Source organism: Nostoc sp. C96 (assembly GCF_059384975.1).
The window spans coordinates 3,531,255-3,545,031 of sequence record NZ_CM182020.1; the positions used below are offsets into that span (position 1 = coordinate 3,531,255).

General features: G+C 40.3%; 14 protein-coding genes. 6 read left to right on the forward strand and 8 right to left on the reverse strand.

The features are described 5' to 3' along the window. Positions 1-150 precede the first annotated feature (150 nt). Both AC504W_RS15005 and AC504W_RS15010 read right to left on the reverse strand, forming a co-directional pair. A complete protein-coding gene (locus AC504W_RS15005; RefSeq protein WP_103126939.1) occupies positions 151-555 on the reverse strand; it encodes an ExbD/TolR family protein in 405 nt (134 codons plus the stop codon). Continuing rightward, positions 539-1,186, reverse strand: a complete 648-nt coding sequence (locus AC504W_RS15010; protein ID WP_494873116.1) for a MotA/TolQ/ExbB proton channel family protein — start codon at positions 1,184-1,186, stop codon at positions 539-541. The genes AC504W_RS15005 and AC504W_RS15010 overlap by 17 nt, the downstream gene beginning before the upstream one ends. Before the next feature lie 446 nt (positions 1,187-1,632). On the opposite strand from AC504W_RS15010, the gene AC504W_RS15015 reads away from it, so the two are divergent. Both AC504W_RS15015 and AC504W_RS15020 read left to right on the forward strand, forming a co-directional pair. Continuing rightward, positions 1,633-2,193 (forward strand): pyridoxamine 5'-phosphate oxidase family protein, encoded by a 561-nt coding sequence (locus tag AC504W_RS15015; protein WP_494873117.1) that lies wholly within the window; start codon positions 1,633-1,635, stop codon positions 2,191-2,193. 379 nt (positions 2,194-2,572) lie between these two features. Next, entirely contained in the window at positions 2,573-3,862 is a 1,290-nt protein-coding gene (locus tag AC504W_RS15020) for a serine hydrolase (RefSeq protein ID WP_494873118.1), read from the forward strand. Positions 3,863-4,365: 503 nt separating this feature from the next. Here AC504W_RS15020 and AC504W_RS15025 read toward each other — a convergent pair. Further along, entirely contained in the window at positions 4,366-4,686 is a 321-nt protein-coding gene (locus AC504W_RS15025; protein WP_096577583.1) for a DMT family transporter, read from the reverse strand. Between the two features lie 371 nt (positions 4,687-5,057). On the opposite strand from AC504W_RS15025, the gene AC504W_RS15030 reads away from it, so the two are divergent. Further along, positions 5,058-5,507 carry an Hsp20/alpha crystallin family protein gene (locus tag AC504W_RS15030; RefSeq protein ID WP_494873119.1) on the forward strand — a complete coding sequence of 150 codons (450 nt, stop codon included), beginning with the start codon at positions 5,058-5,060 and terminating at the stop codon, positions 5,505-5,507. Positions 5,508-5,588: 81 nt separating this feature from the next. Here the strand turns inward: AC504W_RS15030 and AC504W_RS15035 are convergent, their stop codons facing one another. From AC504W_RS15035 to AC504W_RS15045, 3 genes are all read right to left on the reverse strand, one after another. Beyond that, complete coding sequence (locus tag AC504W_RS15035) at positions 5,589-6,167, reverse strand: PM0630 family protein (protein ID WP_494873120.1); 579 nt, start codon at positions 6,165-6,167, stop codon at positions 5,589-5,591. A gap of 445 nt (positions 6,168-6,612) precedes the next feature. Further along, a complete protein-coding gene (locus tag AC504W_RS15040) occupies positions 6,613-7,005 on the reverse strand; it encodes a hypothetical protein (protein WP_494873121.1) in 393 nt (130 codons plus the stop codon). A gap of 12 nt (positions 7,006-7,017) precedes the next feature. Next, positions 7,018-7,347: a hypothetical protein gene (locus AC504W_RS15045; protein WP_494879333.1), complete on the reverse strand. Its 330-nt coding sequence runs from the start codon at positions 7,345-7,347 to the stop codon at positions 7,018-7,020. A 115-nt stretch (positions 7,348-7,462) separates the two neighbouring features. Here AC504W_RS15045 and AC504W_RS15050 point away from each other — a divergent pair, with 115 nt between their 5' ends. Together AC504W_RS15050 and AC504W_RS15055 are read left to right on the forward strand one after the other, a co-directional pair. After that, a complete protein-coding gene (locus AC504W_RS15050) occupies positions 7,463-8,506 on the forward strand; it encodes a nitrilase-related carbon-nitrogen hydrolase (protein ID WP_494873123.1) in 1,044 nt (347 codons plus the stop codon). A 62-nt stretch (positions 8,507-8,568) separates the two neighbouring features. Further along, the gene (locus tag AC504W_RS15055; protein WP_494873124.1) at positions 8,569-9,990 is read left to right on the forward strand and encodes an aldehyde dehydrogenase family protein; all 1,422 of its coding nucleotides are present in this window, start codon (positions 8,569-8,571) and stop codon (positions 9,988-9,990) included. Between the two features lie 102 nt (positions 9,991-10,092). Here the strand turns inward: AC504W_RS15055 and AC504W_RS15060 are convergent, their stop codons facing one another. Further along, complete coding sequence (locus AC504W_RS15060) at positions 10,093-10,947, reverse strand: cyanophycinase (RefSeq protein ID WP_494873125.1); 855 nt, start codon at positions 10,945-10,947, stop codon at positions 10,093-10,095. A gap of 394 nt (positions 10,948-11,341) precedes the next feature. Continuing rightward, positions 11,342-11,545 (reverse strand): hypothetical protein, encoded by a 204-nt coding sequence (locus tag AC504W_RS15065; protein WP_015115767.1) that lies wholly within the window; start codon positions 11,543-11,545, stop codon positions 11,342-11,344. Positions 11,546-11,864: 319 nt separating this feature from the next. Here AC504W_RS15065 and AC504W_RS15070 point away from each other — a divergent pair, with 319 nt between their 5' ends. Further along, on the forward strand, positions 11,865-13,775 hold the full coding sequence (locus AC504W_RS15070) for an ATP-binding protein (protein WP_494873126.1): 1,911 nt from the start codon (positions 11,865-11,867) through the stop codon (positions 13,773-13,775). Positions 13,776-13,777: the final 2 nt, after the last annotated feature.

Genomic DNA, 13,777 nt, shown 5'->3' on the forward strand with positions numbered 1-13,777 from the left:
AATGCTCATAAGTTTTCCTCAATGCTGGAAAACTACGAGAGTCATCAGCTGAATTTTATCGATTATAGCAGCAGGCAAAAGTAGCAGACAGGTTAAGAGTGTCATTAGTCAAGACAAATGACTAATGACAAATTACTCATAACTAATAAACTAAGGCTTTTGGGTGGCGATCGCTAATTTTGCCCCCTGGACTTGTCTGACTTGATCCATCACTGCCACTACTTTACCGTGGGTGACTGTTGCATCAGCATTCACAATTACTAATGCTTCTTGGTTATCGCCTACCAAGGTACGCAATTGTCCAGCTAAACCTTCAACAGTGCTTGGTTGACGGTTGACACTGACTATGCCATCTTTATCGACTGTAACGGTAATTTTAGCTGGAACTTGCTGCTGTTTAGCTGTCGCAGCTTTGGGTAAGTTGACGGGTAAACCTTCTGAGCGAGTTAAAAATAATGTTGACATAATAAAAAATGTCAAAATCGCAAATATCACATCAATCATTGGCACGATGTTGATTTGCGGTGGTAAATCTGGCTCATCTTGTAGACGCATAGGTTCTGTCTCCTCGTTCATAGCGGCGGCGATAGAGCAGTTCTAATTGTCCACCATATTCTTGTATTGCGGCAATCTGACGTTGATATAACCCTCGAAAGGTATTAGCAAATAAAAGTATAAAAATAGCCACAATTAAACCTGAAGCTGTGGATACCAGCGCTTCACTAATACCTGCTGTAACTCCTGCGGTTTTTGTCCCGCCTACATCACCCAAGTTTAATGATGCAAAAGAAGCAATCAAACCCAATACAGTACCAAGTAGACCTAAAAGTGGTGCAAGACCAATAATTGTGTCAAACATATTTTGAAAACGTTTGAGAACCGGGATTTCGGCTTGCGCTTCACTTTCTAGTGCAAGCCGAAATTCTTCTGGGGTTGGTTCTTCTAATTGCAACGCCGCTAAAAAAATCCGGGCTACAGGCAAATCTGCATTCTTTTGCAACTTATCCAACGCGCCAACAACATTATCAAGGCGGTAGAGATTCAACACTTCTCGGACTATGCGGTTTTGCCGAGTATTGATGCGATACCAAAAGCGCACTCGCTCAATAATTAAAGCAATTCCCACCACACTAAACGCCAGCAGCGGCCACATGACTACGCCACCTGCTACAAACAACTGATACATGGGCAATATCTCTAGGAACTAAATGGACAACGTTACAGTTAGACTAGCAGTTTACGGTACTAAATGATATATCTTATCAATAAGGAGTAGACAAAATAAAAAGCTATGTCAAATTCGGTTGAGTTTTGATGACATAATTATTCATTCTTGTTCAAGGCTTGATTCGCTACAACCCTGATAATTGAAGTATTTGTGTAAGTATACAGTTGAGAAAAGCTAACTCAGGAATTTTTGGCTTTATTGCTTGACTTTTGCGAGAGGTGGTTTTGAACAGAGTAATTACTAATAAGAACTTGCAACAAATTTAAACAGAGCAGTAGTTTGTAGCTTTGCTTGAGAAGCGATCGCCCGACGTTGAGAGTTAAAGTATATTTTGCGTACTAACTTACTCAACGCCCAAAAAATTACATCATTGGAATATCTGACATTTGTATTCTTAATCGTCTATGGCTAAACTATTTGACTCAATCACCGAAGAACTGCAAGAGTTTATTGCAGCCCAAAACCTTTTCTTTGTAGGAACCGCGCCTCTGAGTGCTACAGGTCACGTTAATTTATCACCCAAAGGTCTCGATTGCTTGCGGATTTTATCACCCCACAAAGTCGCCTATCTCGACCTCACAGGTAGCGGTAACGAAACTTCAGCCCATCTGCAAGAAAATGGTCGCATTACCTTCATGTTTTGCGCCTTTACTGAACCAGCGCGCATCTTGCGACTGTACGGTCAAGGATACGTAATTTTACCGGGCTATCCTGATTGGGATTCTGTATATTCAGTGTTTCCGCCGCTACCAGGAACTCGTCAAATTATCGTAGCAGATATTGAGATTGTGCAAAGTTCCTGTGGTTTCGGCGTTCCTCTTTACGAATACCAAGGTCAACGCCAAACACTAGTAAATTGGGCTGCTAAAAAAGGCGAACAGGGAGTCCGAGAATATCAACAACAGAAAAACAGCATCAGCATTGATGGTTTACCGACACCATTAGGCCAATTATCTGACGGTTAAAGCGGCGTTTCATATATTTCTAGTTAATCTGAACCAAAAAATCTCAAATTTTTTGTCAATAGTCTTTAGTCCAAAGAAGCTTGATTTTTGACTATAGATTGTAGAGTTTTGACAAAAATAACCTTTATAGAGAAAATTTATCATTGCTGACACTCTATAACTAAGTTTATAAAACATAGCGTCAAAAATCGATACATATCAGTTCTATTTTCTGCCTCTATTCCTAATTAAATTTGGTGTAAAGGAACTATTATGCGGTTTCCGTGTCTTGACGTAATGATTTGCAACGAATTATGATTCGAGTTTAGTCCGGATCAACCGAGACATCCTCGAAAATTGGTGCAAGTAAATTCAACTTTCGCTCTACATAATCACACGCATGAGATTACGCTTATTTCTGTTTAGCGTTGTCAGTATTGTCCTGCTTTCTTCTCCAGTAAGAGCATCTCGCTTAGAATCTTGGAGTTTTGACACCGCACAAAATCAACTGAATATTACTACTGTATCTGGTGTTAAACCAAGAGCATTTTTAATTCAAAATCCCACGCGGTTAGTTATCGATCTTCCTGGTACACAACTGAACACAAATACAGTTCGGAAAAACTTTGGTTCCACAGTACGCGAAATCCGTGTTGGTAAGGTTGACGATAACACAACAAGATTAGTAGTTGAATTAGCACCTGGATACACTGTAGACCCTAACAAGTTACTGCTGCAAGGTGATTCTTCCACTCATTGGATAGTGAAATTTCCATCGGTACAACGGGTTCAAAATCCTGTTGATAATAATGTTTCTTCAACTAGTGAAGAGCAAATTCCGGTTTCCGTGAGTGATGTTTCTTTGTTTGCGGGAGTTGTACCGTTAGGTAAGGAAATACCACAATTGCGATCGCAGGTACAAGCCTTAGCTGCTCGTTATCGTTCTTTGAATGCAGGAATGTTCTTTTTAGATTTAGATACTGGTAACTATCTAGATTTAAATGGTGAGAAAGTCTTTCCGGCTGCTAGTACAATCAAGTTTCCCATTTTAGTAGCGTTATTTCAAGAAGTAGATGCAGGTAGAGTCAAACTGAATGAAACCTTAGTTATGCGGCGTGACTTAATAACTGGAGGTTCTGGAGAATTTCAATACAAGCGTGCGGGAACTCGTTTTAGTCTGATAGAAACCGTGACTAAGATGATTACCATCAGCGACAACACAGCTACCAATATGGTAATTGACCGATTAGGTGGTAAAGCTAAGTTAAATCAGCGTTTTCGTGGTTGGGGTCTGCAAAACACCGTTGTGCGGAATTTACTCGGCGACTTTAAGGGAACTAATACAACTAGCGCTAAAGATTTAGTCAGGCTGTCTGCGTTGGTTGCAAAAAATCAATTATTGACTGATTCTAGCCGTAGCAAAGTTTTGGATATTATGCAGCGTGTTCACAACACCAAGTTATTACCCTCTGGTTTGGGTAAAGGTGCGGTAATTGCTCACAAAACCGGAACTCTAGGCATTGTACTAGGTGATGCCGGAATTATTCAAATGCCATCTGGTAAGCGCTACTTAGCCGGAATTTTTGTCAGAAGACCTTTTAATGATTTAAAAGCGCGAGATTTTATCAGTCAAGTTTCTCGAATTGTTTACGGCTATTTAGACCAACCAAGAGTAGCCAGCAAGCCTTAATACTCCTGATGTAAAAAAGAAAAATTTTAATTGACGTAAGCCCCTGATATTAATTAATATCTAGGGGTTTTTGCATATCTATTTATAGCAGTGGTTAATGCACCATATCTCTCGGTGCGTTACGGCTAATCCTTATTCTCTTAAACTAACAAATTCTTGCATAGCCGTAACACATTCTAATTCATATTGGCTTTGAAGCATATTGACTGTATTCCTGCCAAGTTGGCTACATATACCTAAGCCGCACTGCTAAATTATGAATGGGAAATAACTTGCGGGCTTGATAAACCAACTTTTACTACACTAAACATGCTAAAGCATTAACAACGGACGGATTTAGGTTGGTTGCTTATTTTGCTCACTCTTTTGAGAGATTGCTGCTGTTTTTATTGTAGCGATCGACATCAAACTTCTTTATCTCTAAAAGGACAAATATAACAGGAAGTCCTCATTGATTACTCCTATCCTCACCTCGTTCATCGCAAAATGTACGAGGGCTTTTTTTATTTGGCAGAATTTACCCCTATTACGCCAATGATAATTAAAGCTATTGAGAAAAGTTTGGTAAGAGACATTGATTCACGAAACCAAATTACCCCAATAGTAGCGATTACAGTTGTGCCTAAACCTGACCAAACAGCATACGCAATGCTGACTTCAATTTTTTTAAGAGCTAAAGTTAAAAAACTAAAACAAATTCCATAACAGATAAAAATTAAAACCGAGGGAATAGTTCTTGTAAACCCCTCAGACAATTTCATGGAAGTTGTACCAGCAACTTCAAATAAGATTGCTGCAATGAGATAAAGCCAACTATTTACCATGTTTATTGATTGATTATAAGGTGATGATGGGAATATGATTTTTCGACAAGCATAATGAGTCAAAATTCTATATTTAATCTATTAACTAATTCTGCTATTTTGACAACATTTATAGTTAGCTGATGAGATAGGCAAAAATCAAAATATTCATATTCCCGAATTAGTAAAGAAGTTGGTAATCTCTAAAGTTCAGTTTACCACACCAATATTATGGGGGTTTACCGTACTAATACTAAGGTTCGGAAATCATGATGTAATTGGTGATAAAAACCGAATTTACACTGTACTGGATTGTGAATACTATAAAAACAACGCAAATGATTTAAACCTAAATCGACTACACAAAATTAGAAATTAAACGAGGTGGAGATATGACATTAGTACGTTGGAATCCTTGGCAAGAAATGAACACTCTCCAAAGACAAATCAACAATTTATTTGCAGACGAAATGCTCCCATCTACTTTACTTGAAAGAAGTCTTACAAAAGTTCCGGCGGCTGAATTACACGAATCTGAAGAAGCTATTCATCTCAAGCTAGAATTACCAGGAATTGAAGCTAAAGACCTAGATGTGCAAGTTACAGAAAAAGCTGTATATATCAGCGGTGAACGGAAATCTGAAACTAAAGCAGAAGGGAAAGGTGTAACCAAGAGTGAATTCCATTATGGGAAATTCCAACGTTTGATTCCTTTACCAACTCGCATTCAAAATACCAATGTTACTGCTGATTATAAAGATGGTATTTTGACTCTGACTTTGCCTAAAGCCGAAGAAGAAAAGAAAAAGGTTATCAAGCTGAATCTTGAATCTATTGGCTAATATCAATTTTGGATTAGCGCTAAAATACCCGACTTCTTTAAGAGGTCGGGTATTTTGTTGTTTACTAATGATTTAAAATTGCTATAAGCTGCGATTTCTGCCTGTTGATTGTTGTCTGTCTACGGGAAAAACGTCAAAATCGAAAGTTGCAATTAGACGATCATCAACGTATACCTGTATTTTATGTTTACCAGGTGGATCACCTGCGGCGATCGTCCAATAGTTTTCGATTACACCATCATTAGCTATGGTTTTGCGCCTCATTACCGACTCTGTACCGTCAGCGGAGACTGTGAAGTTTTCACCATCATCTGTAGCCCAAGTTTCTGGGGGTTTTGGTAAGCGTAGGACTTCTCGCCATGTAACTTCGCCTTGGTAGTCTTTGAGTTGAATTCGCCACCCATATTTACTACCTTCTTGTAGTGGGACTCTGAATGTGGGGATGAAGTTAACTTTACCTCTAGCATCAACTCTCGCTATGCCAAACTCAGCTTTGTCGATCGCTACCGACTTTTTAGTATTGTTTGCTTGAGAAATTGACCCTGATGATGCTATTTTTTCGTCGGCGATCGCTACTGTAGCATTGATTGGCTGAGAAGCTACCAACCCGGAAACTAGCCAAGAAGAAGTTAGTACAACTATTGCAGTCCAAATTCTCATCAGCAAAATTGTTGGTCATTTACTAGTACTTATTCCCGCCTTCCTACTGGCTTCCGGGTACAGTCCCGATAAATAGCCAAACTGGCAGAATAAAAGTTGCAGCATTAATAGTCAGTTTATAGTTAAATCGGCAACACCAGATCAAGCCACTCAAACTACTTTATTCTCCAGCCAGTTGCCAGAACTGCGAAAACTATCATCGCAGGTTTTAGGTGTAGGTGCTAAATATGCGTCTATTCTTAACTATTTTGTGTTCAATACGGAATTTTTGATATGTAAGCAATTGCTGACAGTCAGCTATTTGATCAATTGTCATTTGCTAGGGTTTCATCCCCGTGAGGGGGAAAAGTAAAGAAACCGACATGATCAACAGGTTTCCATTCCCGTGAGGAGTAAAGGAATTAAAACAATACCGTTATGTTAAGCGCTTGCTACTTCTCTTTTATCATTGCATTAACATTGGAGAATCGATATCTAACAACCAATTCTCATCAATAAATTCCAAGTTTTCATCATAGACAAGAACTAATTCCCCAATTTTGTGTGTGTGATTATTTGGTGTTTGCGTGGTAGCATCAACAGCAGCGATGAGTAAAAACTTTAATTTTAAAAAGCGTTCTTTTTGACTAACACCAATAGAACTACTGACTAATTCAGCCTTTAAATCACAAGGTAAAGTAATTGTTTCATGGTATTCATCTTGTTCATCCCAGTAGCCAAATATTTTATACTCACATTGTTCAAGATGTTCTTTAACAAGAATATTGGCATCTAGATTTTCCAATAATTCAGTTAAATCTTGCCAAACTTGGTGATTCTTTAATTGAAGTCTTGTCATGCTTATGTGGGCTTAATGTTCTGTTACTAAACCGGGAAAGTGCGATATACCATCAATAAATTTTGCATGAAATCGGCGTAGGCGCAGCCCGCCGCAGGCATCGCCACCTTTACCTAAGATTTTCGACTTTAAATCGTAGCCTAATTCTTGGGAAGTCACTAGACCAACATTACCGCGAGGGGATACTTGTCCTTTCTCAATCGCTTTTAAATGTTTTCCTTTGGAATCATACTTCAATCCTAACTTGATTTGTTCGTTTGCAAATGACACAAGCAAACCACTGGTTGAAAAATATACAATGTCAGGTTGAATATTTGACCAATTATCAGGTAAAGCTTCCATGAATTTAACAATGATGCGGTAGAGGCATAATTTATGGGAATGTCGCGCGATCGCCTAGGAAGAGTGAACATATCCTAGTAAATTGATAGTGAGGCGTTTTTGAGCAGCAAACAGCATGGCAGATATTCCAAATTCCATCGCATCATACCGTGCCTTAGCACTGCAAGTTAGCTGTCATGCTGTGAATCAAGCGAGCGATCGCCACGCTGTCCAAGAAATCATTCATCATACTATCAACCGCTTGGCGCAACAAATCGCCGCCAGTATTGCTTTTATTGGTTTTGACTGTCGTTTAATTGTTTTACCAGAATATTTTCTGACAGGTTTCCCGATGGGTGAACCTTTGGCTGTTTGGGGAGAAAAAGCTTGTATAGAAATGCACGGTGTCGAGTATGAATCTCTCGGTAAAATTGCCCAAAAACATCAGATATTTTTAGCTGGTAACGCCTACGAACTCGACCCCAATTTTCCTGGCTTATACTTTCAAACTTGCTTTGTGATTGACCCTGCTGGTGCTATTGTCTTGCGGTATCGGCGGCTAAATTCGTTATTTGCACCAACACCTCATGATGTTTGGGATAAATATCTTGATTGTTACGGCTTAGAAGGGGTGTTTCCTGTGGCGAAAACGGCAATTGGCAATTTAGCCGCTTTAGCTTCCGAAGAAATTTTGTATCCAGAAGTGGCGCGGTGTTTAGCAATGCGTGGTGCAGAAATTTTTCTGCATTCCACCTCTGAAGTTTATAGCAAAAACCTCACACCTAAAGATGCGGCGAAAATTTCTCGCGCTGTGGAAAATATGGCTTACGTTGTGTCTGCGAATACCGCAGGTCTAGCTAATAGTTCTATACCCAGCGCTTCTGTTGATGGTGGCTCAAAAATAGTTGACTATCGCGGTATCGTATTAGCAGAAACAGGTGCAGGCGAAAGTATGGCAGCTTTTGCAGAGATAGATTTAACTGCTTTAAGACGCGATCGCCGTCGTCCAGGGTTAAATAATTTACTGTCTCGCCAGCGATTTGAACTCTACGCCCAAAGCTATAGCCAGTCACAATTTTATCCAGCAAACACTATGCTAAATCAAGAGTGCGATCGCCAACACTTCATCCAAACACAGCAACAAACTATAGAACGCCTATCTCAGTTAGGAGTGATTTAAAAGTCTGAAGTCTGAAATTAGATTCTTTTGACCATTGACCATTGACAAATGACAAATGACAAATGACAAAACCAATCGAAGTCCGTAACCCGCGAACGGGAAAATATGATTATGTAATTATCCCACCGCCGCCGAAACTGCTGGCGCAGCAATGTAACCGGGCGCGAAGGGCGCAAGTGCGTTGGCAAAAACTGGGCGTAGAGGGGAGAGTTGCAGCTTTAAAAGAATGGAAGCAAGCAATCTTGGCTGGACGCGAAAAGCTCACAGATGCTTTGGTCAATGATACGGGTAGATTATCTATATCAGTGATGGAAATCGACTCATTCCTTTCTAGCATCGATCGCTGGTGTGGATTAGCGCCAGATTTATTACAAGATTCGGCGAAAAATACTTCAATTCCGTTCATCGCCTTACAACAAACATCAACGCCTTACCCTGTAGTTGGGGTAATTAGTCCTTGGAATTTCCCTCTGTTGCTGTCTACGATAGATACCATTCCCGCACTGTTGGCGGGTTGTGCTGTAGTTGTTAAACCCAGTGAAATTGCACCGCGTTTCATCGCCCCACTGATAGCTGCAATTAATCAAGTTCCCGCCTTGCGTGATGTTTTCAGTTTTGTGGAAGGTGCGGGAGAAACTGGCGCGGCTTTGATTGAGAATGTAGATTTAGTTTGTTTTACAGGTAGTGTCGCCACTGGACGCAAAGTTGCAGAAGCCGCAGCACAAAGATTTATCCCCGCTTTTTTGGAATTAGGCGGGAAAGATCCGGCGCTCGTGTTGGAATCTGCCGATTTAGAATTAGCCACATCAGCGATTTTATGGGGTTCTGTCGTTAACACCGGACAGTCTTGTTTATCAATTGAGCGAATCTACGTTGCCGAATCTATCTTTGAAAAGTTTTATCATCTGTTAGTAGCTAAAGCGCATCGCCTACAACTAGCCCATCCGGCGATTGAAAGTGGCGAAATCGGCCCCATTATTGCTGAAAGACAAGCCGGCATAATTAACGAACATCTCGCCGATGCAGTGCAGAAAGGTGCAGTAATTCATTGTGGCGGTAAAGTTGAAGAGTTAGGCGGTGGTTGGTGGTGTCATCCCACAGTACTGACTCATGTTAACCATACAATGAAAGTCATGACCGAAGAGACATTTGGCCCGATCATGCCAATCATGCCTTTTGCCACAGTAGAGGAAGCAGTAAATTTAGCCAACGATTCAATTTATGGACTGAGTGCAGCGGTGTTTGCGGAAACCGAAACTGAAGCTATCACAGTTGCCCAACAAATAGATGCAGGTGCTATCAGTATTAATGATGCCGCCCTCACCGCCATTATGCACGAAGGTGAAAAAAACGCTTTCAAATTCTCCGGTTTAGGCGGTTCACGTATGGGTGCAGCCGCCATCAAACGATTTTTGCGGAAAAAAGCGTTTTTGATTAAAACCAACTCAAATCAAGACCCTTGGTGGTTTGATCATAAAGTGTAGTGCGATCTTCTCTCAGCGACCTCTGCGTCTCTGTGGTTTGTTAAAAACCGTATGAGATTCTGTTTGTTGGGTTTCGCTGTCGCTTCACCCAACCTACTTTCCTTAAACGCCTACTACAGATTCATTCACAGCTTCACTAGCCGCAACACCATTAGTCAAAATCGCTTGCCGAGTTTTCAGGTTAAATTTATAACCATGTGGCAAAATGTGCAGCTTCGCACCGCAAATTGCTAAAGGTTCATCGCGGAGAATTTGGTCTGCATTATTATATGTAGATTCCGATTCATCCACAATTGTGACCGAACCTTCACCAATAACTTCGATTTGGTCATCAGTCACTGCGATCGCCGTATTCTCATCAATTCCAAATCCTAACACCGCAGGTTCGTGAATTAAAGCTGTAATTAAACGTCCTAAGCGTCCCCTTTGTAAGAAATGTTGGTCAATAACTACCCCTGGGAGAAAACCCATACCTGGCCCCATTTCCACAATTTCCATCCGTGGTGTACTTTGAGAATCACCCTCAACAATCATTTTATCGGGCATCACAGCCGCACCCGCACTAGTACCTGCGATCACTGCACCTTCAGCGTAGCGTTGATGAATAGCCGCATCAATTTCGGTATCCTTGAGGATGCTAGTAATTCGCGCTTGGTCTCCTCCAGTAAAAAATATCCCAGTCGCCTTAGCAATAGCTTCTAAAGCCGTAGAAGACCTAGCATCTTCACGAGTTTCTGTATCAATAATGCGAACGTGTTCTGCACCTAGCCGTTCAAAAACTCTAATATAATTTTCCCCCACTTCTCTAGGCAGTTCTGTGGCGGCCGTCATAATTACAATATTGGCTTTTATACCCCCAGCCCGACGGACAAATTCTCGCAGAATCACACAATCTCCTTCTTTATCTTCTGCGCCACCAATAATTACCAACTGGCGTTTATGTGCAGTTTCTGTCATAATGCCCCCCGGATAACCGGATTAGAATTTAATTTAGATTAATTTCAATAAAACATGACAATTATCACAATCAAATCAGCCGTTGGGCAGATTAATTTTTACTAGTAAAAGTTAAATTATATATAACTTTATGTATATATAAAAAGTGTTGTCAAATATAGCATTTTTCGTAATTGGTAATTCATTTGGCAGAATTACCAATTACTTATGTAGTAATAATTTATGTATAACTCTTCTCAAGTAATCTCACTAAAACCTCATAGTTTTTAGGGACTATTTTATATGCTCTATCAATGATGATAAAGCTGAAAAGAGAAGTGTTATAACTGGCTTGTGTTATTGTCTTAGCTCAATGAATTTGAGTATAGTCATCTACACATCTAAAAAAAGATTCCTACTGGGGACGAATTTTGTAAAGCAAGTTCACTAAAAATAAACGTGCTTGTTCCAGAGGTAAATGTCTTGGTTTACCTTGGTAGACAATTTGAAATTCGTTGATATCTGGGCCATCTCCATAGCCCGAAATCAGCTTACAGTGAAAAGCTTCCTCGGCAAGTTCTCTAACTTCATCTCTGAGATCAGCTTTTGTGCTATTCATATTTGGCTGTCTCCTCGAAACCATATTTTTCTACTTATATCTTTTTCTCAAAAAAAAATCACCCTTCAAAGGGTATATTTTTATCATTGCCAATTACGTGTAAGATGCTCTTGTTTTTATTCAATATTGGATGAATTTAATTATGCCCTGAGATAGTTGAAAATACTTAATGATTACAATTAGGGTGAGGTTAACAAAGTCAAAGACAAAGTTATGGCTTGCCCAAGTTAAATTGAATCAATCTACAATAATTGATTGAGTCTAAGCAACCACAAATTAAAGTTGAAATTTCAGGGTGTTTAGCAAAGGTTGAGAATCAATGATTCAAGAAAAAAGCACCAATTTAGTCCGTGTAAATGCCAGAAGAACAGATGTGTTTGATGTTTTCAACTTCCAGCATTACGCCGGGCCGAACCCCTATCTAGATAGAGGCGCATTAGTATTTGATGTGGCGCTGACTGGGTATAGAGAACCTTTGCCCATAGAAGATTATGTTGCCAGAATTAGCGATCGCTATCCCCTTATAGGCAATCAAACTTATGAATCTTACGCCCATTTGTTTGCACGCACCGCCTCAGAAGTGGGAAAGCTGGAAATGGACTTGCACCTAGGCCACTTCAATGTCAAGCCAGAGGACAAGTTTACCCGCATTAGCATTCAATCACTGCATCCTCGCACAACTAGAGCCGTAATTTATTGTGTTTGGGATTGGTTTGAAGCGATCGGTCAAGACGAAGATTTTCTCTTTGATGACCAACTAGTAAATTTACAAACCAGATTCCGCGAATCTGTCTATGGTGGCCCCACAGTCTACGCCTTATTACGCACCGCCGACGAAAAAGGTATCCCCGCCTTTTATCTTTGGGATGAAGGACTGATGCAATACGGCTGGGGAAAAAAACACGTTCGAGGTGTCGCTACCACCTTTGACTGTGATAGCCATATAGATTCTGACTTCACCACCCGCAAAGATGACTGTAAAGACTTTCTGGGTAATTTAGGCTTTCCAGTTCCCAAAGGTGAAATTGTCTCTAGTGAAAAAGAAGCCTTGATAGTAGCTAGAGAAATTGGCTACCCAGTAGCTGTAAAACCTGTAGTTGGTCATAAAGGAATTGGTGTCACCGCCGAAGTACAAGATTCTTACGAGTTGGAATCAGCTTATAGTCGCGCCTTTGCAGCAATTCCCGATAATCAACCTGCACGTATAATTGTGGAAAAAAGCATTGCGGGTAAAGATTTTCGCTTACTGTGTGTTAACGGCAAATTTGTCGCCGCCACAGAACGCCGTCCCGCATCGGTGACAGGTGATGGTTACTCCAGCATTAACGAATTAATCCGTCAAGAAAATCGCAAACCTGAACGTTTAGATTCACCCACCTCAGCAATGAGTAAAATTCAAATTGATGAGGCGATGGAATTGTATCTAGAAGAACAGCGTTTGTCTTTGAAGAGTATTCTAGAAAAAGGTAGAACTATCTACCTGCGGAAAGTTGCCAATCTTTCTGCTGGTGGCGTGAGTATCAATGCCACCCATACAATTCATGATGATAATATTATCCTGGCTCAAGACATTGCCCAACATTTTCGCCTAACTTGTCTTGGCATTGATGTAATTACCGAAGATTTAGCCGAATCTTGGAAACAGGGGAACTTTGCCATCTTAGAAATCAATGCCGCCCCTGGTATTTTGATGCACCTCAACCCAGCCGTGGGCGAAAGTGTTGATGTTCCTTCTCGCATCTTAGAAACTTTTTTTGCATCTGGAATTGATGCCAGAATTCCCACTATTACCTTTAACAAAATCTCCGTTCAGGAACTACAAACAACCATTGACCATATTTTATTACAACATCCTGAATGGACAATAGGCGCTGTTTGTCGTGAAGCTGTTTTTGTTAATCGCTCACAAAAAGTTCTCCGCCCAGATTACAACAGCAATCTTCAAAGTTTACTGCGGAATCCCAAACTAGATTTGTTAATTGCTGAGTATGAATCAGAGACTTTGAATACAGAGGGGATGTTCTATCAAGGTAGCAACATTGTCATTTTAGATAACCCCACTGAAACCGAAATGATGTTAGTGCGTGATTTGGTTGATGGTTCCACAGTAGTAATTAAAAAAGGCAATGATGTTTCCATTAAACGTAAAGGGTTAATTGAAGACTACACCTTGGGAGAAGATGAACCATTTACCAGAGTTTATTTGAAAGAAGTTAGCACTCTTTTGTGAAT